Source organism: Novosphingobium sp. AAP83 (assembly GCF_001295795.1).
GTDB lineage: Bacteria > Pseudomonadota > Alphaproteobacteria > Sphingomonadales > Sphingomonadaceae > Novosphingobium.
The window spans coordinates 1-24969 of record NZ_LJHY01000061.1 but is presented as its reverse complement, the minus strand read 5'-3'; the positions used below and the strand labels follow the sequence as shown (position 1 = coordinate 24969).

General features: G+C 58.6%; 18 protein-coding genes. 11 read left to right on the top strand and 7 right to left on the bottom strand.

The window, feature by feature from the left end; all coding sequences use genetic code 11:
- The first annotated feature begins 82 nt into the window (after positions 1-82).
- Positions 83-1141 carry an aromatic ring-hydroxylating dioxygenase subunit alpha gene (locus tag IP81_RS18040; RefSeq protein ID WP_054109395.1) on the top strand — a complete coding sequence of 353 codons (1059 nt, stop codon included), beginning with the start codon at positions 83-85 and terminating at the stop codon, positions 1139-1141.
- A gap of 64 nt (positions 1142-1205) precedes the next feature.
- Here IP81_RS18040 and IP81_RS18035 read toward each other — a convergent pair whose 3' ends face one another.
- Positions 1206-1964: a siderophore-interacting protein gene (locus tag IP81_RS18035; RefSeq protein ID WP_054109394.1), complete on the bottom strand. Its 759-nt coding sequence runs from the start codon at positions 1962-1964 to the stop codon at positions 1206-1208.
- Positions 1965-2130: 166 nt separating this feature from the next.
- Between IP81_RS18035 and IP81_RS18030 the strand changes: the two genes are divergently transcribed.
- On the top strand, positions 2131-3360 hold the full coding sequence (locus IP81_RS18030; protein ID WP_082356300.1) for an MFS transporter: 1230 nt from the start codon (positions 2131-2133) through the stop codon (positions 3358-3360).
- 662 nt (positions 3361-4022) lie between these two features.
- Here IP81_RS18030 and IP81_RS18025 read toward each other — a convergent pair.
- Positions 4023-5027 (bottom strand): MBL fold metallo-hydrolase, encoded by a 1005-nt coding sequence (locus IP81_RS18025; RefSeq protein ID WP_082356299.1) that lies wholly within the window; start codon positions 5025-5027, stop codon positions 4023-4025.
- A 169-nt stretch (positions 5028-5196) separates the two neighbouring features.
- Complete coding sequence (locus IP81_RS18020; RefSeq protein ID WP_054109391.1) at positions 5197-7560, bottom strand: TonB-dependent receptor; 2364 nt, start codon at positions 7558-7560, stop codon at positions 5197-5199.
- A gap of 197 nt (positions 7561-7757) precedes the next feature.
- On the opposite strand from IP81_RS18020, the gene IP81_RS18015 reads away from it, so the two are divergent.
- Positions 7758-9449 carry a thiamine pyrophosphate-binding protein gene (locus IP81_RS18015; RefSeq protein WP_054109390.1) on the top strand — a complete coding sequence of 564 codons (1692 nt, stop codon included), beginning with the start codon at positions 7758-7760 and terminating at the stop codon, positions 9447-9449.
- A gap of 8 nt (positions 9450-9457) precedes the next feature.
- Here the strand turns inward: IP81_RS18015 and IP81_RS18010 are convergent, their stop codons facing one another.
- The 4 genes from IP81_RS18010 to IP81_RS17995 all read right to left on the bottom strand — a co-directional run bounded on the left by IP81_RS18010 (position 9458) and on the right by IP81_RS17995 (position 15048).
- Entirely contained in the window at positions 9458-11302 is a 1845-nt protein-coding gene (locus IP81_RS18010) for a phosphoenolpyruvate carboxykinase (GTP) (RefSeq protein WP_082356298.1), read from the bottom strand.
- Entirely contained in the window at positions 11299-11859 is a 561-nt protein-coding gene (locus IP81_RS18005) for a hypothetical protein (protein ID WP_054109389.1), read from the bottom strand. The genes IP81_RS18010 and IP81_RS18005 overlap by 4 nt, the downstream gene beginning before the upstream one ends.
- 70 nt (positions 11860-11929) lie before the next feature.
- Entirely contained in the window at positions 11930-13828 is a 1899-nt protein-coding gene (locus IP81_RS18000) for a PD40 domain-containing protein (RefSeq protein ID WP_054109388.1), read from the bottom strand.
- A gap of 146 nt (positions 13829-13974) precedes the next feature.
- Positions 13975-15048: a lactonase family protein gene (locus tag IP81_RS17995; protein ID WP_054109387.1), complete on the bottom strand. Its 1074-nt coding sequence runs from the start codon at positions 15046-15048 to the stop codon at positions 13975-13977.
- A 154-nt stretch (positions 15049-15202) separates the two neighbouring features.
- On the opposite strand from IP81_RS17995, the gene IP81_RS17990 reads away from it, so the two are divergent.
- The 8 genes from IP81_RS17990 to mobF form a co-directional block, all read left to right on the top strand.
- A complete protein-coding gene (locus tag IP81_RS17990; protein WP_231627123.1) occupies positions 15203-16072 on the top strand; it encodes a LysR family transcriptional regulator in 870 nt (289 codons plus the stop codon).
- Positions 16073-16185: 113 nt separating this feature from the next.
- Positions 16186-17517 carry an aminomethyltransferase family protein gene (locus tag IP81_RS17985; RefSeq protein ID WP_054109405.1) on the top strand — a complete coding sequence of 444 codons (1332 nt, stop codon included), beginning with the start codon at positions 16186-16188 and terminating at the stop codon, positions 17515-17517.
- A gap of 121 nt (positions 17518-17638) precedes the next feature.
- Positions 17639-18481 carry a methylenetetrahydrofolate reductase gene (locus IP81_RS17980; protein WP_231627120.1) on the top strand — a complete coding sequence of 281 codons (843 nt, stop codon included), beginning with the start codon at positions 17639-17641 and terminating at the stop codon, positions 18479-18481.
- The gene (gene purU, locus IP81_RS17975) at positions 18478-19332 is read left to right on the top strand and encodes a formyltetrahydrofolate deformylase (protein WP_054109384.1); all 855 of its coding nucleotides are present in this window, start codon (positions 18478-18480) and stop codon (positions 19330-19332) included. The genes IP81_RS17980 and purU overlap by 4 nt, the downstream gene beginning before the upstream one ends.
- A gap of 557 nt (positions 19333-19889) precedes the next feature.
- A complete protein-coding gene (locus IP81_RS17970) occupies positions 19890-20771 on the top strand; it encodes a helix-turn-helix domain-containing protein (RefSeq protein WP_054109383.1) in 882 nt (293 codons plus the stop codon).
- 293 nt (positions 20772-21064) lie between these two features.
- Positions 21065-21700, top strand: coding sequence for a hypothetical protein (locus tag IP81_RS17965; protein WP_157573338.1), 636 nt, complete (start codon positions 21065-21067; stop codon positions 21698-21700).
- Positions 21701-22031: 331 nt separating this feature from the next.
- A complete protein-coding gene (locus IP81_RS17960; protein ID WP_054109381.1) occupies positions 22032-22805 on the top strand; it encodes a hypothetical protein in 774 nt (257 codons plus the stop codon).
- Positions 22802-24969: MobF family relaxase (gene mobF / locus IP81_RS17955; protein ID WP_054109380.1), on the top strand; the 2168-nt coding region annotated here is incomplete at its 3' end. The genes IP81_RS17960 and mobF, both read left to right, overlap by 4 nt.

The window sequence follows — 24969 nt, the reverse complement described above, 5'->3', positions numbered from 1 at the left end:
ATCTATCGCCGGGTAGGCTATTTGTATTGCCTGTATCGATCCGTTCTGTGCGTTCCTGCAGACATATTCAGGAGACTATCGGATGTCGTTGAAGGCTGATTTCACGCAGGAATTCGCTCGCAACCAATGGTATGCGGCAGGTTGGTCGGCAGAGGTCGGGACACGTCCTGTCGCCCGGCGCATTCTTGACCAACCCGTTGTCCTCTTCCGTATGCCCGACGGTACGGCAGGCGCGCTGGAGGACCAGTGCCCCCACCGGCTTGCTCCGCTATCACTGGGGGAATGCACCGATGGAGGTCTGCGCTGTGGGTATCACGGCATGGTGTTTGACCAGAATGGTACGTGCATTTCGATCCCTGGACAGGATGTCATTCCTCCGACGGCAAAGACGAGGTCGTATCCCACTATCGAACGCTTTGGCTTGATCTGGTTGTGGATGGGCCGCAATGTCGCCGACGAGACGCGTATGCCACACGTTCCAGGTTATGGTCAGCCCGGTTGGGAAATTCTTGAGAACGGTTACCAGCATCATCTGGCGAATTACCGGATCGAAATCGAAAATCTGATGGACCCGGCGCACACCACTTTTCTGCACAAGGAAACGATCGGCAATCCTGCGGCCAAGAACATTCCTGTCGAGGTCAGCAAGACAAAAAGCGGCATCAAGGCTTATCGCTGGCTGCAAAACATACCGCCAACGCCGCTCGACCGCGAAAGCCGCGACTTTGGCGCCGGGCGTGTAGATCGCCAGATCGCGTTTCATTTCCAGCTGCCTGCCACCAGCTTTGTCGATATTGCCGTGATACCCACAGGGGCCGAGCGCAACGAGGAAACGATGAATGCGGGGGTTCGCACCTTCAGCTACAAGTTTCTCACCCCCGAAACCCAGACAACAACCCATTTCTTCTGGTTGCATATCCGCAACTTCCGCGTCGGAGATGATGAATTCAACCGGACGTTGACGGCAAGTCTGGAAAAGACCTTCGAGGAAGACAATGTGATGGCCAGTGCCATCCAGAGCGAGCAGGAACGATCGGGTCTTCGCCAGAGGACGTCGTTGGCGATCGATCGCGCACCGATGATGGCCCTGCGCATGATTGACCGACTGGTGGAAGAAGACCGTGTTGCGGAAGCTACATGAATAATCCCGTCCTGCCTGTGCCTTGTGTTTGGCGCAGGCAGGAGGGGCTGATCAGGTTCAGCGGCTAATCGAACTTTGCAGTCGTATCTGCATGACCCAGGGTCCAATATCCCGAAGCCTTGATGTGTGAAAGTGACTGGCCTGCTGCCAACACAGCTTCGCGCAGGTCGCGGGTCACGCCGGCTTCGGCTGCGATCCAGACGAAGGTATCTTCGTCCGGCTGAAAGCGGCTCTTCAGCGCGTTGAGCAGGGCGCTTGCATCTGCAGCAGCACTGGCCGGACGATGCACCCATTCGACATGATGATCGTTGCCAAGCTGCAATGCGATTTCCTCGTCAGGGCCGCTGACGGCTGCGAGAACGTGGATATGTTTGGTCGGCCATTCTTCCAGACGGCGCTGAATTGCCGGAAGTGCGCTTTCATCGCCGATCAACCAATACGAACGGAACGCATCCGAAATCACGACCGAACCACGGGGGCCGCCAATCTCTATTGTATCGCCCGGCTTGGCGGCTATGGCCCATGCTGTCGCTGGACCGGGCTCGTCATGCAACGCAAAGTCGATGACGAAAGTGTTGGCTGCCTTGTCAAAGGATCGCGGTGTGTAATCCCGCATCGGTGGTCTGCCCCCCGTAGCCGATCCTCCCGGCACGAAAAGTTTGACGTGGTCGTCAGGCGATGCCGAGTTGAAATCCTCAAAATCCGAACATTCGAACCGGATGGCGAGATATGAAGGGGACAAGTGAATCTTCTCCGCAACGGTCAGGGTGCGGCGGCGGGCGGTCTCGTGCCGGATGCGGCGGGTTTTGCGTTCTTCGTCCATTGTTGTTGGTGTCTTCAGCCTTGCTGTGCGGTTCGGAGACGATCACTATGCCATCGCAGCGGTATAACCCAGATTGATAATGCCGCATGCCTCATAAGTTTGTTCTTAGGGTTCTTGTCGGTACCGGGCTCTCGATTATGGTCCCCCAATTAGTTGGGAGAGCAATATGACAGACAAGACGATACAGACGGGGGCGTTTGCCATGCCGATCTGTTTTCTGGTTTCAGTGCTCGAAGGTTACGACCTGCAGGTCATTTCCTCTGCCGGTCCTGCACTGCAGAAAATTATGAAGCTTTCGCAAGAGCAAATCGGATTTTTCTTGAGCGCCACGTTGATTGGTCTTGCCATTGGCGCAGTTGCAGGTGGGTGGCTGGCAGACCGGATCGGACGCAAACCGGTTGTTATCGTATCGGTTGCCACGCTCGGCGTGTTCACCTTTGCGACCGCTCTTTCATCGACCTACGAAATGGTTGTCATCACCCGAATTCTTGCAGGGATCGGGCTTGGTGGGGCCATGCCAACGCTGATCGCCACGATGACCGAACTCACCGCCGCAGAGAAAACCACCAGCGCTGTGACGACGATGATTGTCGGCCAACCGCTTGGGGGCATTATTTCCGGGCTCGCTGGGCGGACGATGGTAACCAATTTCGGTTGGCAGAGCCTGTTCCTCGTCGGCGGTGTGCTGACGGTTTTGACCTTACCACTACTCATTCGGTATTTGCCGGAAACGCGGCGTCCGGGCACCGCGAACATGTCAGTACGGATGCCCGCGATGCAGGCTCTTTTCGGTGAAGGCAGGGCTGCTGCCACATTGCTGTTGTGGACCTCGTTCATTCTGACGCTTGCGCTGCTGTCGATCCTCCTGGGTTGGACGCCGCTGCTCGTTAAGAGCATGGGTTACCCCATCCCTGTTGGCATCAACGCCATCATCGCCATCAATGTCGGCGGTATTGTCGGCGGACTCATCGCTAGCCGTGCGATCGACAAACTGGGCGTTCGCGCGCCGATGCTGGTGCTTTATGGCGTGATGGCGCTGGGGCTGTACATGTTTGCAAGCGTCGAGACGCCAACCGGCCTTATGGCTGCGGCGTTTCTTGTCGGTCTTGGCGTACTGGGCGGTCAGTTCACGCTCTATGGCGTTGCGCCGAGGGTCTACCCGTTTCAGGGTCGCGGCTCGGGGGTGGGCTTCGCTGTTGCAATGGGCCGCTTTGGTTCGGTGTTTGCACCGATCATCGTGGGACTGGCGCTTGGGCAGGGGGCCGGGGCGGGTCAGTCTATCCAGGCTATGGTCCCGGTTGCTCTTTTAGCCGGACTGGCCTTGCTTGCGCTTACGGTTGTTTCAAGTTCCACGCTTGGGCCTGCTGGCCGGGTAGATCCCCCCGTCGGGCACTGATCTGCCATATCGATTTAACCACACTAAAGAGCCCGATAAGCGCACCGCTTATCGGGCTTTTGTTTGGCCAAAATCTGGCGCTGATCATTTCGCCGCTATGCGTGCCAAATCTGTGCCGACGGTTATCTCACCGTTGAAGTGAGGGCGGATCTATTTCGCAAAAGCTTCCGGATCAAACCTCCGGCTCACAACAATGTGTGTCAGCACGAGCTTCCGGACCCCGGCACCCGTGGTGATCTTGCCTACGGCTTTGGGTATAACACCAACCTGCACTGATCCTGACCTATGAGGACGGCTTCTGGCAGTTCTCTGCAAGGAGCGCGTGAAGGGGCCGATGTGGTTCATCGTCCTGAGCGGGCGACGCTGTCCGAGGGCTGCCAATAGTCGCCTCCGATTGCCGTTTCCCGTTCCCTGAACAGCGTTGCAGCCTCGCCACGATGAACCACATCGCAGCTTCGCCTGCGCCCGAAAGATGTCCTCGCCCAACCGTACTGGCGTATCGTACGCTTGCTATTTACCTCAAACCGAAAACGTAAAGGGTGCGTTGGAAGTGCCCATCTTGCCCTCCCACTCCCGCCTAGAATGGAATCAATGTTTGGAACAAGCGACAGCAGCTTGCCATCATAGCGGGCTTTGGAAGGATCGCAGAAGGTGGTTGGCAGTTATTTCCCAAGCAGCATCGTGCGTTGAAGATCTTGCCCAACCACAATTTCCCCAGCGAAGTAGGGACGCAACTGGGCTACAAATCCTTCGGGGTTGAAGTCTTTGCCGATCACAAAATGTGTCAGCACAAGCTTCTTGACCCTTGCGCGAGTTGCAAGTTTTCCGAGTTCCTCAGCCGTCAGATGCTGGTGCGCCATATGGACCATCAGGCGCGAGTGATCGCGGGCCGGATCTACGCGGTGCAGGTCCTGTTCGATACTCACAAGGTCGACAATCTCGGAAACCAGCACGTCGCTGCCCTCGGCCAGCTTTTCGAGGTCCGCAGAAGGCCCTGTGTCGCCGGTGAAGGTCACCGAGCCATATTTGGTGTCGAACCGGTAAGACAGCGCGCGGTCCTCGCCATAGCTGTGTGGGACGGATCGCACCTGGGCGAAATGCGAATTGCAGACCGAAGTGACCTTGACCACATCGTCGCGGAAGATCTCGGTTGGGCCGCAGCTTGCAACTTGGTTCGTGGGATAGAGAGTCGATATTTCGGGCCGGTTGCTGGCCTGCGCTCGGAAGATGGCTTCACCGACTTTGACTTTCGGAAATTCGCGCCCGATCAGATCGTCGAGACCGGGTGGGCCATAAATCGGGAGCTGGGCAGTTCGCCCGCGCATCCAGTCGACTGCCATTAGATAGTCGAGACCAAGGACATGATCCCAGTGCAGGTGGGTGATGAAGATCACATTGAGCTTGCCCGGCGGTGTACCCGCCTGTTGCAGCTGGTAGCCTGTGCCTTCGCCAGCATCGATCAGGTAGCGTTTTCCGTCTACGGTAAGAAGCGTCGAGGGTTGAGCCCGACCGGGATGCGGTGGTGGCCCGCCCGCTGTTCCAAGTATGGTAATGACGGCGCCTTGCTGTGTCGAAGCAACGGTCTGCATTTGTTCTTGGGGTGCGGCAGAGACTGCAGCGCAACCCGAAAGGAGCCATGCAGCCGGTGTCCAAAACAATCTGAGCATCTTCAATCTCCCTTTCGGCGCGGCTTGTTCGTCGGTTATCGTAGGTCCCAGGTCAAAATGATACGCCCCGCGCCGGGATGGCGTGGGGCACTGACCGTGCCCAATCGCCAAAGCCGCCCAGCTTCGATGTCCGGGCGGCTCCTTGCAAATCAGATCATGCGGCTCTGGGTCAATACTGGAAGCCAAGCGTGACCCCGTAAGTACGCGGTGTGCCTGAAGTTCCGTTTTGTCCGCTGTTTGATTGGCCGATTTGTGTACGGAAATAGGCGTCTGTCAGGTTGTTGGCCCAGAGGCGGGCAGATACCCTTTCGTTGTTGCTCCGCCAGGTAACCGAAGAGTTGACGACGGTGAAGGCCGGTTGCTCCACCCCTTCATCAGGCGTACCCACATAACCGCCATTGTAGCCGACGTTGCCGGCAATACTGAACTTGCCGATGCTGGTGGGCACATCAAGATTGCCGCCAAGGCTGAGATTCCAGTCAGGCGTATTCTGCAACCGGTTTCCTGAGGCATCGCCCCTGAGCAGGCAGTTTCCACCCAGACGGGTGCGATAGAAATTGTCGCGGCCGGCCTGCGTGGCTCCGGGTCCCGGTGGCACAAACGTGCCTTGGCACGTTGTATTCCTCAGGGTCTGGCCGGTCAGACTGTCGATGTAAGAAAAATTGGTGGTGCTGAATGCTGCAGCGCCTGCTGCACCCAGGCTGGTTGCAAGCGGGAAAGGAATGGCAATGAAAGCGTCGGTGAAATTCCTGTAGCGGGCATGGTTCCAGGCCACGCCACCGAACAGGCGGAAATTGTCGGATACATTGAGTGAAAAGTCTGCGTCGACACCATAGATTTCCGCACCGCCGCGCGCACTGAACACGTTCTGCACACCAGCGATAACCTGCTGCACCTGAATCGTGCTTTGGTCGTAGTAGTATCCGGCCAGATTGAAGCGCAGTTTCCGGTCAAACAGATCCGATTTCAGGCCAACTTCGAAGGCATCGATGATTTCGGGTTCAAGAATGCCGATGGGATTGGCCTGCGGCACGAAAGTCCCCGCGCGGAAACCACGGTTGTAGCTGGCGTAGGCAAGCAATTCTTCCGAAAAGCGGTGATCGATCGAAAGCTTGTACGAAAGCCGGTTGAAGTTGCGGGTTTCGGTAGGATTGACGATGGTAGTCGTCGTATTGGTATTGCCATTGAAGGCCACGCGTGTTGCGTCCAGCGTGCGCTCATCCGCTGTATAGCGGATGCCAGCCGTGATGTTGGTGCTTTCGCCGAGGGTATAGGTGCCTTCAGCAAAGCCGCTCCACGAATTCAGTTTTACTTGATTGAATTCATCATTGAAGCCGTTGTCGTTAAACTGCGAGATACCCGTGGTCCGACCGGGCAACTGGCCTGCGTCATTTTTCATGTAGAACCCTCCGATAACCCATTTGAAAGGGCCGTCGGATTCGGAAATCAGGTTGATTTCCTGCGTGAAATTCTTGTCTTCGTTGTCATTGTTGATCCGCAAGGTCGGAATGGTGGTGCCATCGGGATCGAAGATCACCTGCAGGTTGGTCTTGCGGTATGCGGTTATGGATTTGATCGATATTCCACTGAAATCGTGTGATATTGTCAGGCTGCCACCAACCTGGCGCGCTTTCAGGAAGGGATCGACATCGGCCAGAATGTCATAACGCGGATCGCCGCCACGACGTCTGATTTCTTCAGGCACAGAAAGTCCCTGCGTGTTGCGGTCAAACGCCACGAATGCGGGGTTGCTGTCATCCGTGCCGTTGAAGTCTCCCGAAAGAACGATGCGGGTTGCATCGGACGGTTCAAACAGCAGTTTGGCGCGCATTGCGTGAGTCCGTGCATCCTGCACATCGTTACCTGTGAACACGTTCGTACCAAAGCCGTCGGCACGTTTCTCGTACTGACCCGAAACGCTGATGGCGATCTTGCTCGATAGCGGCACCGATACGAATCCAGCCGCGCGAACCGTATCGTAATTGGCATAGCCGACTTCCGCTTTGCCCTTGGCCTCGGTCAGGCTGGGGTTGAGCGTGCTGATCTGGATAAGGCCACCTGTGGCGTTACGGCCGAACAAAGTGCCTTGCGGCCCTTTGATCACAGCTACCTGTTCGGTATCGAACAATGACTGCAAAACGCCGCTAGATGCAGAATAATAAACGTTATCGATATAGAGCGCGACAGGGTTTTCAACGCCGTTGCCCTGGCCCGTTGCACCAACGCCGCGGATGCGCGGCAGACCAAATCCGCCGGCGCCGCGCGTGACGTTAAGCGCAGGCACCGCAAAGCGCAGGTCTTCGGTGCTGGTGATGCCAGATGCCGCAATATCTGCCGTTGAAAGTGCGGTAATGGCGATCGGCACGTCTTGCACGTTTTCAGCACGCTTTTGTGCAGTCACGATGATCTCGGCCGAGCCTGTCGTCGCATCACTGCTATCGTTGCTTTCTGCATATGCTGCACTCGCTCCTGCGAGGCATCCATAACTCAGTACGGCCCAAGCCGAAGCTGATAGAAATGAAGATTGCTTCATTTTTTACTCTCCCCAAGCATGCTGCGACTTTGCCCAGCTTATGGTGTATTGAATGACCTGTTTTGCGGCAGCTAGCCATCCAAGTGGTCACAATAATGTTCACCGAAAGCGCAAAATGAATATCCTCGAGCCAGTGCTTCGGGTGGAGTGAGCGTGCTTGGCCGGAGTTGGCTTGTGTTTGGTAAGGGCACGAATTTATGGCACAGATTAATGGCGCAGAGGCCGCGGTGCGTATGCTTCAGGCACATGATGTCACGCACGTTTTCGGTCTGTGCGGCGATACTAGCCTGCCGTTTTATGATGCGCTGGCACGCCTGGATCACGGTATAACCCATGTCCTGACCCGTGACGAACGCCACGCCGCTTATATGGCTGATTCCTACGCCCGGATCACGGGGAAGCCGGGCATTTGCGAAGGGCCAAGTGGGGGAGGGGCAACATACATTTTGCCCGGCGTGGTCGAAGCAAATGAAAGCTCGGTCGCGCTGCTGTCGATCACGTCCGACGTGCCGGTGACTGCACGGGGGCGTTATCCACTGACCGAACTCGATCAGAAAGCTCTGTTTGCGTCCCTGACCAAGTGGAACGGAGTAGCCGATCACGTCGCGCACATCCCGGACATGTTCCGCAAGGCTTTTCGCACGATCACTACCGGTCGTCCCGGAGCTGCTCACATAGGTCTTCCTTACGATCTGCAAAAGCAGCTCGTGGATGAAGGTACGGTCTGGGCGCAGGCCGAACATACCCGATTCCCGGCTTTCCGTACCGGGCCAGATGCCGATTCGGTGCAAGCTGCAGCGCAGGCTTTGCTTTCAGCCAAAGCACCGGTGTTTATTGCAGGGGGCGGCGTTATCATTTCACATGCCTGCGCAGAACTGGCGTTTATTGCCGAATTGCTGGATGCGCCGGTGGCCTCCACCGTCAGCGGGCATGGTGCGATTGCCGACAGTCACCCGCTGGCAGTCGGCGTTGTCGGCACCAATGGCGGCACCGATGAGACGCGCGAAGTTGTGGCGTCTGCCGATCTCGTGATGTTTATCGGGTGCCGCGCAGGTTCGACCACGACTGAACATGGGGCGGTTCCGGGAAGGGACGCGCGGATCGTTCACATCGATGTTGATCCGCTGGCAGTGGGCGCAAACTACCGGTTCGAAGCAGCGCTGGTCGGTGATGCAAGGGCATGTCTTCAGGCGTTGTATATCGAGCTTTCCACGCAGCTGGCGGGCAAGGCGCGCAGCACGGGCGCAGCACAGCGGCTGTTTGCCATGCGTCAGAAAAAGCGCGCCAACTTCCTGCAGCTTGCCCGGAGCACAGATCGCCCTATCCGGCCAGAGCGCGTGCTGGCGGCCTTGCAGTCCGTTTTGGCCGAAGATGCTATTATTGCTGCAGATCCTGGCACGCCATGTCCCTATTTTTCCGGGCATTACGAATTCAACAATACCGGTAGGCGCTTAATCACCAACCGAGCGCAAGGCGCTTTAGGGTTCTCACTGGCGGCGGCGATCGGTGCCTGGCACGCCAGTCCGTCTTCGCAAGTTGTTGCGGCCATGGGTGATGGTAGCTTCGGCTTTTGTGTGGGTGAACTGGAAACGCTGGTCCGTTATGGCATTCCGGTAAAAATCATCGTGTTCTCGAATGCGTCCTATGGCTGGATCAAGGCCAGCCAGAAGAGCGGCTATGGCCAGCGCTATTTCTCGGTCGACTTTTCGCGCACCGACCATGCTGCCATAGCGCGTGTCTATGGCATCAAGGCATGGACGGTTTCCGATCCGCTTGAGGTCGATGCCGCTATACGTTCAGCCGTGCTACACGACGGACCCGCGCTAGTGGATGTCATCAGCCAGCCGCTTGAGGAATCTGCCGTTCCCGTCAGCCAGTGGATGGGCTGAAAGCCGCTTCAAGCAGAAGCGTGGACTTGCATCATCCCGAGGCGGGTTTCCAGCAATCGCTGCTGAAGTTCAAGTTCTGGCGTCAGCGGGCCGAGGGCTGCCATGTCCTTGCGGTTGGCCACGGCTTCCTGCTGCCAGTGCGCACCATCAACCGTCAACAACGCTTCGATAGCGGCATCTGTGATGTCGAGCCCGTCAAGGTCGAGGGCATCGCGCGTCGGGTGCAATCCGATCGGGCTTTGCCGCGCCGGAGCTTCATCATCGCAACGCTCGATAATCCACTTCAGCACGCGCACGTTGTCGCCAAATCCGGGCCAAAGGAATTTGCCTTCGGCCGATTTGCGAAACCAATTGACCAGAAAGATGCGGGGCAGCCCACCCTTGTGCGCAACATTGCGGCCCAGATTGATCCAATGGTCGAAGTAGCTGCGCATGTCATATCCGCAGAACGGCAGCATGGCGAAAGGATCGCGGCGTAAGGCACCTACGGCGTTTTCTGCGGCTGCGGTCCCTTCTGAAGACACGTTGGCCGCCAGATAGACGCCGTGCTTCCAATCGAACGCCTCGGTCACCAGCGGGACACCCGTGGCTCGCCGCCCGCCGAACAGGATGGCGGAAATCGGCACGCCGACGGGATCGTCCCATTCATCGGCAATGGAAGGGCACTGGGCGGCAGGCACGGCAAAACGGGCGTTGGGATGCGCGGCAGGCTTGCCAGATTGCGCATCGTAAGGCTGGCCCTGCCAATCGGTCAGTCCTTCTGGCGGCTGCTTTGTCATGCCTTCCCACCAGACGTCGCCATCGGCGGTCAGCGCAGTGTTTGTGTAGATGGCATTGGCGTGAAGCGTTTCCACCGCATTGCGGTTTGTCATGGTGCTGGTGCCTGGTGCCACACCAAAGAAGCCGGCCTCAGGATTGATCGCTCGCAAACGCCCTGCATCGTCGAGCCGCATCCAGGCGATATCATCGCCCACCGTTTCCACTTTCCATCCCGGCAAAGTGGATTCGAGCATGGCCATGTTGGTCTTGCCGCAGGCCGATGGAAACGCCGCCGCAATATAGCGGGGCTCCTTGGCGGGGGGTGTGATCTTCAGGATCAGCATATGTTCTGCCAGCCAGCCCTCATCGCGAGCGATCACGCTGGCGATGCGGAGGGCAAGGCACTTCTTGCCTAGCAGTGCATTGCCGCCATAGCCCGAACCATAAGACCAGATTTCGCGTGATTCCGGAAAATGGACGATCCACTTTTCCTCGTTGCACGGCCATTCGACATCCGACTGCCCGTGCTCCAATGGAGCGCCCACACTGTGAACGCAGGGGACAAAAAAGCCTTCGGTGCCAAGTGCTTCCAAAGCATCGCGGCCCATTCGTGTCATAATCCGCATCGAGAGGACAACGTAGGGGCTATCGGTCAATTCCACACCGATCACGCTGTTTGGCGAGCCGAGCGGCCCCATGCAGTACGGGACGACATACATCGTCCGGCCCTTCATCGAACCTGCAAAGAGGGCCCCCAGCTTTGTTCGCATTTCTGCAGGATCACGCCAATTGTTGGTGGCACCAGCATCCTCCTTGCGTTCCGAACAGATGAAGGTGCGGCTTTCCACGCGTGCAACATCGCGCGGATCGGACCGGGCGAGAAAGCTGTTGGGGCGCAACTGCGGGTTAAGCTGCACAAGCGTTCCAGCCTCGACAAGCTGTGTGGTCAACGCGTGAGCTTCTGCCTCGCTGCCATCGCACCAGACAACCCGATCGGGGCCGGCCAGTTCTGCGATCTTTTCCACCCATTCCAACAGATCTGAATGTTGCGTTGTGTTCTGCACGGAATGGTTCTCCTCAGGTGGCATGGTCATGACGCTTTGGCAAAAAGCCAAGGCCTCAAAACGCGGGTCATCATTGGCATCAACACCCATGTCATCAACGGCGCGATGAGAAGGGTGTTGACGAAAATGCGCCCTACAAGATGCAAATGCTGCAATAAGGGAGACGTTACCAGAAGAAACGTCGTTAATGTTGGGAAAATTGTGAGCCAAGAGACAATGGCCATTTTCCACTTCGGAGGTACTAAACGCATCTGGGGGCGACAGTCAGCGAGATTGACGTCAATCCAGGCAACCGGGCCTTCATATTCGGCACCGTCGGCGCGCTGTTCGCCATGAATTTGGGCTGTCGGCGCTTTCGCCAGCCACGCAGCACGATGTTGTGCGCTCGCGAACGTCACTTGCGTATTCAGATATTGGCCATCGGGCACAGTAACTGCTGTAACAGTGGCAAGCAGGAAACCTTCGGATGCTGCGGCATCTTCAAGCCTTGCATGCACCAGACGCCGGGACTGCGCGGCCTGATCTGGATTGACCTTGTGCAACGCATGGAAGCCCGCAGCGGGCAGTGGCTTTTGCAAATTGTTCACTTACGCGGCCTAATACAGTATCTGTAAGGTTGCAGGACCGGCAAGCACCGGTCCTGCAAGATTTAGAACGTCAGAGGAATTCCTTGGGCACATAGCACGGCATGGAATCCTCCCAGAGACTATCGGATACCAGCCGCTTGTTCGAGCCATCTGCATCCATCATCATGATCTGGCCATAGGGCTGGAACGTGAAGTCATAAATGGCTGCTTCGTCGCGGAAACCATAAAGACCGGTGGAGTATCCTATGCGTCCGTCATACATCCACACGCCGTGCCCGTCGCTTGCACGGGTTTCGGTCAGTTGTTGGAAGTCGCTTCCATCCGGGCGGATTGTGCAGACGTGATAATGCGCCGGGCCGAACTGGCGGGTGAAGACGATGCGCTCACCATCAGGCGACCAGCTTGGCATGTTGTCGATCTCGGTGGTCAGCACGCGGATTTCGCGTGTTTCGACATCGATGATGCGCAGACCCCAGTTGTCCTTTTCCCATTGCCGGTAAACGACATGGCGGCCGTCTGCGGAATAGCTGGGGAACCCGGCGTGCGTGGAACCATCGGTCAGCTCTTCGGAGAACGAGCCATCAGAACGGGCGCGCATGATTTTTGCCTTGCCGGTGGAGCGGGCATCGAACCACGGCCCGATCCCGAAGGCAAGCCATTCGCCATCGGGCGACCAAGCAGGCTGGAACGCGCCTGCGAGGCCCTTCTTATTCTGCAACGGATCAAGGCCGGCTTTCGAAGCATCGAAAACAAGGAACTTGTCCGTACCGTCAGGTTTGCAGGTGACGATAGATGAGCAGCCCTGTTGCTTTTCGGTGATTGCCACACGCCCCTGACGTGAAAGCACAGGGTACACGTCGGTGTTGCGATAGTCCCACTCGGCATCCCAGCTGAACAGGGCGTCACCTTGACCACGAAATTTGAAATCCACCTTTTCGTAAACGACTGTTGTGCCGTCTGCCGACCAGCATGGTGAGCGCAACTGGCGAAGGATCGGTTCGCGTCCGTCAGTGCAGTACAGCCCGGTCGGAACGTCGGACTGGATCCACGCCTGATCGGTGCCGCGCATGTTGCCGGACGCTCCGCCGCCTGCCTTGATGTAGTAGAACACGTCCTTGCCGTTCGGATGGAACTGCGGACACAATTTCAGATCAGGGCCATCGGTGTGCTGGATCAAATTCTCGCCGGTGAATGCCTCGACCGAGACGATTTCGGATTTTACCCGCCCGATCCATTCGGGGCGGCGCGAGCCCCAAGTGTGTTCGCGGTGCATTGAATAGAACACCAGACGCGTCCCGTCGGGTGACCATTTGGGCGAGCCGTATGTCCAGTCTTTCTGGTGCATGACCCGGCGCTGGTCACTCCCATCGGCGCGCATGACCCATATGCCGAGTTCCTGCGTGTGTTCCCAACCGTGCCCGTCGGAATGGCCGTACCAGTCGGTGTCACGATCCGATGCAAAGGCGATCCATTCGCCATCAGGCGACCATGCGGGGCGGAAGCTGCCTTCGGGGCTGTCGTGCAGGCTGGCAGCGTTCTTGGCCTCACCAAAGGTGAGTTGGGTGCGTTCACCGCTGGCAAGGTTCACCACCCAGATGTTAGCGACATAGCCGTTGGCTGTAGAGACAAAGGCACCCTTGGTACCATCTGGCGAGATGACCAGAACGTCCTCGACCGACGGCGTTTCGACCACCGGCTGAAGGTCGCTGCCATCGATGCGGCAGCGGAAAATGTCGGCGTTGCCATCGCCGTTGCGTTCGGATGTGAACGAAACCCACTGTCCATCGTGCGAGATCGAACCATGATAGTCGAATCGCGGCGCGTCAAGCAGCGGGCGTTCTTCACCCGTCAGCGCGTCGGCGACCCACAATGACGAATTGGATGGCCCGATGCGGTTCATCAGGAACACGCCCTTCTTTTCGGCCGTGCCCGAACCGGCAGCGCTCTGCTGTCCTGCATTCTGCGTCATGTCATACTCTCCTATTCGAACTCGATACCACGGCGGTTTCCTCCCTTGGGAGGATGGCTGTCAGCGCAAATACCAGATCTGCTTTAATTAACGCCAATTTAAGACATCTCTAAGATATATCTTTTTATACTTCACCTGTCATACTGTCAACCGTCCGCAAAAGCGATGTGGGTTGGGGCGGGGACATGAATAGGTGCGGCGCAGACGGACTCAAGTATGCCGCTCTCTGGCGACCGCCTGAACGCATTGACGGTATCGCTGGCCTGATTGGCCACAAGCAACCAGCGTTGGTCTGCCGAGATTGCCGCCCCCCATGGACGTTCACCACCACAGGCAATTGACTGGACGAGCGATGGCAACCCAGTTTGCTCGTCGATCTTAAAAACACAGACCGTGTTGCTGCGCCGATTAGATGCATAGAGATAGCGGCCATCGCCGGACATCACGAATGCCGCAGCGCTTGCTCCGCCTTCAGCATCGGGCTGGTCTAGCGCCACGCGCGCCAGATCGCGGAGTGTCCCGGTGGTGCCGTTCCATTCAAGAACGAAGATTTCTGCAGAAAGCTCGCTCAACAGATAGAGCCAGCGGCCGCCCTTATCGAACAGTGTCAGCCTTGGCCCGGACCCTGCGGGAAGGGAATGTTCCGTCACAGGCGCATCGGCAAATCCATTTGGTGAAAGTGCATGGATGCAAATGCAGTCGTTGCCCATGTCGGGTACCAGCAGGAACATGCCGTCCGGGCTAAGCGTGACGCCATGGGGATGGGGTCTGTTCTGGCGAGGGTGGGGTCCTGAACCGGCATGAGGCGCTGACAAGGTGCCCGGGCCCAGCTTTCCGTCTGCTGCGATGGCCATCCGTGTGGCTTGTCCACCGCCGAAATTTGCAGTGAACAAAGCCTCGCCCGTGCTGTCGATGCACAAGTGCGTGGTGCCTCCGCCATGGGCGGATTGGTGTCCGATCTGCGTAAGTGGGACCTTGGCGCTGTCATAGGCAAAGCTGAACACTTCGCCGGCACATTCGCCCTTGTTGCCAATTTCGCTCACTGCAAACACCAGTCCGCGCGCAGGGACAGCTTCGAGCCAAGTGGGCCGCCGTACTTGTGCGGCAAGCCCTAGCAGTTGCATCGCGCCGGTTTCGGGGTCGAGCGAGGCGTGAAATATTCCCTGCCCGGGACCGTCGCCCTGCGTTCCGATGTAGAAATGCACTGCCTGCGATGTCACGCTGCTCTCCCTGCTGAAGCTTTAAGGCACGACAGCAGGGGTTTGCCCATTCAAATCCTACCTTGTGCGATTGGAAAACGATCGGTGACCTGATGGCACGTGGCGTCAGCACGGACGATGATGTAGTGATGTTTCCATGGATCGGTTGTTGACAATGAAGAGTTTCCTTGCCGTGTCCCGCCTGTCCAGCTTCAGCGCGGCAGCTGAGGAGTTGGGGATGTCCCGCACGCTGGTTTCGCGGCACGTTGCAGACTTGGAAAGACATGCCGGTGCGCGGCTGCTTCACCGCACGACACGCGCGGTAAAGCTTACGCCGGTTGGCTATGACTACATGGCGCTATGTGCACGTGTCCTTGCCGAAATCGCTGCGGGTGAAGAGGAAATTGCAGCAAGCCGCAACCAGGTGCGCGGCGTGATCGCCATTCTTTGCCCGATCTGGCTGGGAAGCTTCGGTTTTTCGGAAGCTGCCGCCAGTTTCTGTGTCGCGCATCCTGACGTGCGTATCCGGGTCCATTTTGAAGAGCCGTCGTCCAATCCCCATGCCTTCCTTGAGCAGGGATACGATCTGTGCATCCAGCCCAATGCTCTTCGCGACTCTGCGATCAAGGTGAAGAAGATCGGGGAGATCGATTTTTGCCTGATCGCGTCGCATGATTACATTGTGCGGCGTGGCATGCCTGCAGCGCCCGAAGGCCTGCTTGCCCACGATCTGTTGGTCAAATCGGGCGAGGCGGACTGGGTGTTTGCCAGCGGGCTGAAGGTTTCAGCGCGTGACAACGTACGCTGCACGACCAATAGCGTGTTTGCGCTTTGCAGCGCGGCCACTGCCGGCCTCGGTATCGCCTTGGTGCCGCAGACCGTCGCGGCCCGCTTCCTTAACGACAGCAAGGTCGTGTCGATCCTTCCAGAAGAGAAAATTGCAAAGCGCCCCCTCTATGTGGCTTCGGCCCCTGGAGGCCAGATGCCGCGCCGTACCCGTGCATTCATCAATTGGCTCGATGACTGGTTTCGAAAAGGGGGCTAACGGATTGTTGCGCATTCTGCACTAAATGATTGCAGGATTGCCTCTCTATCAGCGACAGTAATGGCCCTATCCCGATTCCAACGCCATTGGATGAGAATCTGGAGATGCACGCCATGAATTCGCCGAAAAGCCTGCAAGCCGCCATCGATGAAGCCGGTTCGCCGGTTAACCTGGTATGGAAGCCGAATGCCGCTGCATGGCAAGTGCCGGTGATTGCGCCGGAATACACTGGCTGGCGAACCGAGCAGCTTGCATGGCGCGAAGCCGTCGCGCTCAGCGACTTGTCGCATCACATGTGGGATCTGTGGTTGGAAGGCCCCGATACGCTTCGATTGCTGATGGACTACAGCGCCAACAACTATGACAATTTTGTGATCGGGCAGGCCAAGCAGTTCGTGCCGGTCACGCGCCAAGGCCGCATTGTGACCGACGGAATCATCATGCGCGATGGCGAGGAGCGCTATAACCTGAGCGGCGTGCCCGCATCGCAGACGTGGCTGCGCTACCACGCGGAAAAAGGTCGCTATGATGTCGAATTGACTGTCGATCCCGATTCAGGGCTGCGCAAGCAGGGTGATCCGAAGGTCTTTCGTTTCCAGCTTCAGGGTCCCCTTGCTCTTGCCTTGACAGAAAAGCTGTTTGGCGGACCGCTGCCCAAGACGAAGTTCTTCCATTCCACGCCCGTTGAACTGGATGGTCGACACTTCCGTGCCTTCCGACATGGCATGGCAGGCATGCCGGGTTACGAATTCATCGGGCGCTGGGAAGACTCTGACCATATCAAGGCAGCCATGCTCAAAGCCGGGGAGGAGTTCGGTATCGTTCATGTCGGCGGGAAGGCATATTACACCAATGGAATCGAAAGCGGCTGGATCCCTACGCCGACGCCCGGCATCTTTACCGATCCCGAGCTTCAAGCTTACCGCGAATGGCTGAGCGTCTTTTCGTACGAAGGGCAGAAGCCTCTGCACGGTAGCTTCTTTTCGCCCAATATCGAGGACTATTACGTTTCTCCGTTCGAATTGGGATATGGAAAATCGATCGCCTTCAACCATGACTTTTATGGTCGCGATGCATTGTTAGCAGCAAAAGACAACACGCTGCGCCAGCGCGTGACATTTGTCTACGATCAGGCGCAGGTGCGTGAAGCGTTGGGCGATATCGACTATTTCAACAATTATGCTCGTTACCGCGTAGAGGCGGGCGGCGAAATGGTCGGCTTGACCTTTCAAACCGGAATGATCGGCCCGCTGGACAACCTGCTTTCGCTGGGGCTGATCAACAATGCGCACGCAACGCCCGGAACGGAAGTTGAAATCGTGATCGGTGAGCACCCGGGCGCGGGCCATGATCCACAAGCAGACTTCGGCTTCAAGCGCATCCGGGCGATCGTAGCGGCATCGCCGTTCAATGATCACGCGCGCAGCGAGTATCGCAAGGGCTGATCGTCCACGTCACGCAGCGATCCTGACACGACACGGTTTCATCGCGCTTTGCAAGCGTGCGTGCGTGGATCACCGGAATTACCCTGCACTCCGGTGGGAACACTTGGAGTTGGAGAGCCACGTGTCCATTTTGAACGACTATTCACTGGAAATGACGGCAAAAGAACGCCCCGAACTGGACAATGCTGCGGGCCGGATTTTGCCAGGGACGCAGATCGCAGTAGCGTTTCTGCCGAACGAGGACATGGAAAGCCGCATTGCCGCTGCATGCCATGTTCGCTCGCTTGGGTTTGAGCCTATTCCGCATATTTCGGCGCGCCGCATGCGTAGCGCGGCCGAATTGTCTGACATGGTGGAGCGATGCGCGCAGTATGCGGGTGTCAAACGCGTGTTCCTTGTTGCAGGTGATCCTGTCCGACCGGACGGCCCGTTCGAGGACACGCTGTCGATGCTGCGAACCGGTGTGTTTGAAAGCAACGGCATCGAATCCGTCGGTATTGCCGGCCACCCTGAAGGGCATCCCATCATGGACGCCAACCGTCTGGCTTCGTTCATGGACCGGAAAGTTGATGAAATTGGCGCGCGCGGAATGGCAAGCACGCTTGTAACCCAGTTTTCTTTCGATGCTCAGGCCTTGCTGGACTGGCATTTCAGCCTGCGTGAACGGGGCATTTCCATCCCGGTTCGATTGGGCGTTCCCGGACCGGCCGGGGTCCGCCGTCTGCTGCGTTACGCGGCATTCTGCGGGGTTGGTGCGACAACGTCAGTGCTCAAAAAGTATGGCATTTCATTGGGCAAATTGATCGGCCTTGCCGGGCCGGATCGTCTTGTATCCGAACTGGAACAGGGCCTGATCGCTGAGCGCTCGGATAACCTTGCGCTTCACTTCTTTCCGTTCGGGAGCCTTGGCGCGACCGCCGACTGGATATCCACCTACCCCCATAACAAAGGTCTCGCAGCATGAAGCGAGCTTGGATTCTCAGCCTTTCGTGCGCCGATCAGCCCGGCATCGTTGCTGCAGTAACCGGAAACCTTGCCGCGGCGGGTTGCAACATTCTTGAAGCCGAACAGTTTGACGACCTTTCGAATCGGCGCTTTTTCATGCGTATCGTTTTCGATCCGGTCGATTCCGAATTGGAAAGTCTGCGCGAAGGTCTCGCGCCGGTAGCGTTGCAATACGGAATGGACTGGAGACTGCGCGACACGGCCATTGTACCAAAAGTGCTGATCCTGGTCTCCAAGTTTGACCATTGCCTTGTCGATCTGCTCTATCGCAAGCGCATCGGTGAAATCGCAATGGATGTGGTCGGAATCGTATCGAACCATTCGCGCGACGGTGATCACCCCCGGATGCTAGATGGCATTCCGTTCCATCACTGCCCGATCACCCGCGAAACGAAGGCGGCCCAAGAAGCCGAAGTGAAGCGGATTATCACCGATAGCGGTGCCGAATTGGTTGTTCTGGCGCGATATATGCAGATATTGTCCGATGATATGGCGAAATTTCTATCTGGACGTTGCATCAATATCCATCACAGCTTTCTGCCTGGCTTCAAAGGGGCTAAGCCATACCATCAGGCATTTGAACGTGGCGTAAAGATGATCGGGGCGACAGGTCACTATGTTACCGCCGATCTCGATGAAGGCCCAATCATCGCACAGGATGTGGAAGCCATATCGCATCGGGCCATGCCGGAGGAACTTGTTGCCAAAGGCCGCGATGTAGAGCGTCGCGTATTGGCCCGCGCGGTGAAGGCGCATCTTGAAAATCGCGTGTTCTTTAACGGAAACCGCACGGTCGTTTTCGGAGAATGACAGACGACGGAGCCTCGCCGATTGTAGCCAATAGAATCGCGTTTGCCGTCCGACGGCTGGTTTTCCGGCAATGACAAACTGCTGACGCGCCTCTCAGGCAGCCAAAGATCGCGAGACAACGGTCTGAAAAAGCACCGCGATTGTTCACGCAAGTTCACCTATGTTTTCCATGTTTTTCTCATGGAAAAAACGATCATCTCTTCTAAGTCATTGAAAAGATGGTGGGCGCGGCAGGGATTGAACCTGCGACCCCACCCGTGTGAAGGGAGCCAGCCAAATCAGATAGTTAGCTGTTTTGGTTGTAGAAACAGCCTACTGTACGAGGGGGGCTGTACGCGATTTGTACGAGCGGGCACTTTGAGCCCTCTGAAAACGTGCATGTCTGATCGGAATTGGCGCGCGACGAAGCCAGTAGGCAGGCCGCCAGACCAGGAACGAAAAACCGCCGGAAGGGCTGGCACCCTTCGCGGCGGCGATATCTATAGCGGTTCGGCTATTTCTCTCATTTACGCGACTGGAGAATCGGGCGCAAGGGCAATCCTTGCCGGAGGTGCTTCATGAGCATCTCCTTGGCACACAACGGGCTTCCACCCGGCGTCACCCATTTCAGTCTTGCTGACCTGATCGAGAAGATCGCGCCCGGGACTTGCCGGGAGGAATACCTCTCGGCGACCGCAGTGCGGGTTTTGAAGCACTACATCCTCAGCTGCCGATCGTCCGACTTTGAGCGCGGCAAGATTTGCGGGGTGTGGGAGCAACCGCAAACCACGGCTCAGACGCTGCGCATCTCAACGAAGGTCCTGCACAACGCTGAGGCCGAGCTCGAACGCGGCGGGTTCATCGAGCGGAGCCATGTTCCCCATGCGCGCCGCACAGGTCAGCGCCGTGATGGCGTCATCGTCAGCCTTGCAGGGATCAGCCTAAGTCCGCTCATCGATGGCTATGCCCGGTGGAAGGCTCGGCTTGAGGCGATGGAACTGCACGAGCGGGCGGTTACTTCATTGCGGCACGAGATTGTCATGCTCGGCCGCGAGATCCGAGCGACGCAAGCGGCTGCATTGATCGAGGAAGCAGAGCGTATTCTGCCCCGGGGGCGCGTGTCCCGCATCAGCTCTGCCGAGAAGCTGGAAGCCCTGAAGGCCATGCTCGAGGCGCTGTTGGTGCAGCCAGAACTTCCCTCCGGTGACACGAAATCTTCCCACCGGACGGAAGAAATCTTCGCACCCAATATACTTGTCAAAGACTCGTCCAAAAACCGTAAGCGCGTGACTGGCGTTGACCGGTCAGACGAGGTCTCCCCAGCATTGGCTGCAAGCCTTGCGAGCACAGACTATCGAAGCCTCCTCCCGTCCAACCGGGCACCGGGCTGGCCAGAAATTGTCGACGCGTCAGCAATCGCCTGCCGTTGGCACAATGTCTCGCAGCCAGCCTGGGCTTAGGCGTGCGGAAGGCTGGGGCGCGAGCGCGCGGCGCTTTGCGTCCTCGTCATCGACCGCAACGCCCGATTGCCAAGCGATCACCGCTACCGAGCGCGGTCAGGCAGGAAATGCTTGAGCGGGCTGTTGCGGAACGCCTCCAGCCTGTTGCCGATGATCAAGGCTGCCAAGGGCTATCCAGAAGGGAGCTTGCCGGACCGTCAGTTCGAACCAGAGCTGTCAGCCCCAAGAACCGGCCAAAGCTTTGCAGGTGCATGTCTGTCGGCCTTGGCGAAGCTCTCCGGGGAGGTGCAGCTATGACAGAAACGCGAGCCACAAGCCTGTGGGAGGCGCTGGCGGCGGGCAACATCTGGTGGCCGTCCTACAAGCCCGGGCGGGACACCGTTTTGAGCTGGCGCCATGCCGCCGCGATCCTGATGCGCGACATTGATCCGCAGCCGATCTTCGCTGCCCTGCCAGCTGTGTTCGGGGAGTTTTACGATCTCAGTGCCGCCGAGGTCCGCGAACAACTTCCAGTTCCTGACGGCCAGCTCCTTTGGCCTGCGTGGCTGGAAAGCTGGGTCGGCCATTTCGACCATTGGCACGATCCGGTCAGGCAACTGGTCGAGCAGCATTGTATCACTCCAGACGCCCGGGTCATTGCCGGCATGCTGGCGAGGCTGGACGGGGCCGCCTTCTGTGACTTCGTCCTTCAGGCCTACGAGAGAGCGGGCATTCTGGGGTCACTCCATGGGGCACCCACCGGTGATGACCTCCTGCCAATAGTCCAGACGATTGCGAATGCGGCACCGTTCGAGCGGCTCAGCTACGGCCTCTACCAGCGATTTTGCTCCGAACTGAACCAGGAGGCTGAGCCTCCACTAACCCAGATGTCAGGCCTGGATTTTGACTGGGCCGGAAACCCCAACATATTCGGCGGAGACGTCACATGAACCCCGTGCAGAACGCGATAATCGCTTTCCGGCTGTTCAGCCGGTGGCACCCTGCAGGAAATGCCAAACCACGTCATGACACCCCACATTCAGGCCACCAGTCTCGAAGCAGCGCATATAGAAGTACACACTCCACGCTGAATTCGAGCGGTGGCAAGGGGGGCGCAAACCCGCAGAAATCAGCCATTCTATGCCCTAGACGCGTTTCTAGGGGCGCCCAAAAAGCACTCCAAAGCTGTGGCGCGCAGCAGCAAGGTCTTCTAGAACGAGCCTATATCAGCCACTTAGCTTCTAGGCCCATCGATCTTCTCGCAATTCGGGGGAGGGTCTGATGGCGCAGGTCAATGTTGCCGTAGAGGACCGCGTCCTTGCCGCTCTCGACAGGGTTGCGCAGGCAAAATCGCTCAGCCGGCCCGAGCTTTTGCGCAAGGCGATCCAGGAGCTGATTGAGGCGCACGATGCCGGTCGGCCGACCTTCCAGACCGAAGCTGCGCCCAAGCTCGATGCGACCGTCAGCGGGCTGGTGCACCAGTTGCGGGAGCTGGTGATGGAGCTGGACCGGGCACAAGCGGACAATGCGCGGATGCTTGGCAAGCTGACCGAGAAGTGGAACGGCGGCGAGGAAGCCAATCGCATCGCCCTGCAGAAGCTGATTGTCGAGCTTCGCGAGCTGGATGAAGCCGGCCTCTCGCCGTTCATGACGCAGACTGGTGAGCTGATGTCAGCCTTCGATGCGCTGGAGCCCAAGCTGCTAGGGCTGCTCGAGCCGCACTTGGCGAAGATTTCCGCCCAGCTTGATCGGTCAATAAAGCTGGCCAGCGAACCGCGGCAGATGAGATCCATCTACCTCGGCGACAACCGTTTTCTGTCGCTCAAATTTCTGTCGGCATGCGGAGGTTTGGCGCTCTTTATCGGCGCGCTCATTGCAACAATCCTGCCTACCCAGTTCGATGGCTGGTCGGTCTGGCAGTCAGCCAAGCTGATCGACCACCCCGCGAAAATGTGTCGGCTGATCGCCCGCAAGTACGGTGTCACCGATTGCCGGGTCCCAGAGCAGGAGCGCGATCTTGGCTTGCGCGTCATTGCCCATGAGGACCGGCGATGATTACGCTCGCTTCTGTCGCGTCGGCGGGATCGGCGGCCGAGTATTATGCAGCCGACAACTACTACACCGCCGATCAGACGCAGGATGCCAGTGCCTGGTTCGGCAAGGGCGCGGACGAATTGGGGCTTGTTGGCAAGGTCGAGGAACAGACCTTTGCCGCCGTGCTCGAGGGCAGGCTTCCCGACGGGTCGGTGATTGCCGGGAAGGACGGGGTCCACCGCCCCGGCGTTGACCTCACCTTCTCGGCGTCGAAGTCCGTGTCGTTGGTCGCGATGCTCGGCGGCGACAAGCGTCTGGTCGAGGCGTTGAAGGACTCCGTGGCCGCGACATTGCGCTGGGCCGAGAAGAACGTTGTCGAAGCGCGGGTATGGGATGCGGCGCTCGGACGGCAGGTGCCCGAACGCACCGGCAACCTCATCGCAGCCACTTTCCTGCATGACGTAAACAGGAACGGCGAGCCGCAGCTTCACATCCATGCGGTCGTCGCCAACGCGACCAAGGCCTCGGATGGCAAATGGCATGCGGTGCGCAATGACGAGCTCTACCGCGCGCAGCACGTATTGTCGGCAGTCCACAATGCCGAGCTGCGCAGCCGTATCGAAGCCTTGGGCTATGAGACCGTGCCTGCCCGCAACTCCATCGACGGTGCCTTCGAGATCAAGGGTGTGACGCGGGAGGCGGTCGAAGCCTTCTCCACCCGCCGCGCCGAAATCCTCGCCGAGCTGGCCAAGGAAGACAGAGGCAGCGCCCGGGAGCGCGAACTGGCGGCGCTATCGACACGGCGCGGGAAGGAACTGGAGCCCGATGCAGCGCGACAGGTCGTGGCATGGACGGAGACCGCCCGCGCTATCGGCTTTGATCCAGCGCGCCTCATCGAACATGCCATGGCCCGCGCAGCGGGTGAGCAGACGGTCTGGTCGCGGGTCGTCGACGGCATTCGCAGCATCGGCGAGCGCGGGATGGCAATTGCCAGTGCCATGGGCCTGACCCCGCGCGATTCCGATCCGCTGGTGCCCGAACGCCTCGGGCGCCTTGAGCCCAAGGCCTTTGCAGCCGCCCAGGCGGTAGCCTCGGCAGCGCGGGAACTTGGCGAGCGCGAGGCAGCCTTCTCCCGCAACGATCTGATCCGCACTGCTCTCGAACGGCAGGGCCCGGTCACGGTCGACATGATCGAGGCGCGGATCGATGTGTTGCAGGAGCGGGGACTGCTGGTCGGCAGCGGCCCGGCGGATCGTGACCGCATGCTGACCACCGAGCAGGCGCTGACCTTGGAGACCAAAGTCATCACCCTGGCGCAGGTGGGCAAGGACAGTGTTCAGCCCATTGCGGACAAGGATGGCATCGTTGCGCGGCTGCAGGAGCAAGCGCGGGCCATCGGACTTCGTCGCCTCAATGCCGGGCAAGAGCAAGCTGGCGTCGCGATCCTCACCTCCAAGGACCGCGTGCATCTGGTTCAGGGCGGCGCGGGTGTGGGGAAGTCGGCGGCGCTGGCTCCGGTTGCAGCCATTGCGCGGGAGGAAGGGCGGCAGGTGGTGGCGCTATCCCACGTGGGCCGGATAGCGCGGGAGTTTGGGGAGAAGACGGCCAGTCCGGCATCGACCGTGGATGCGTTTTTGGCTCGGTACGCGCGGGTTTTGGACGGCAGTGCCAGCGCGGATAAGGTGGCAGCGGCTAGGGCAGAGTTGTCCGGTGCGCTGGTGATGGTAGATGAGGCAAGTCAGATCGGCACGGACAGGCTCGCGCGGCTGATCACCCTCGCCAACCAGATGGACGTGGGCAAGCTGGTGCTCTCCGGTGACATCAAGCAGTTACCTGCCATCGAGGCAGGCAAGCCGTTCGCGCAATTACAGCGGCAGGATTTGGGCAAAAGCGAGATCACCGAGAACCTGCGCGCGCAGACCCAGCAGATGCAGGCCATCAACCGCGCGCTCGAACAGGGCGATGTCGCCCAAGCCTTTGCCGTCCTCAAACCTGCGACCATCGAAGTTGAGCCGGGCAAGATTGCAGGCATCGCCGCCAATATGTGGGCCGACCTGCCCAAGGACGCGCGCGACAACACCATCCTTCTCGCCGCCGGGCGAGCGATGCGCAGCGCCGGCAATGCCGCCGCGCAGGCCTCGCTGATTGATCGCTCCCAGATCGGTGCGGAGGGAATCAAGCTCGA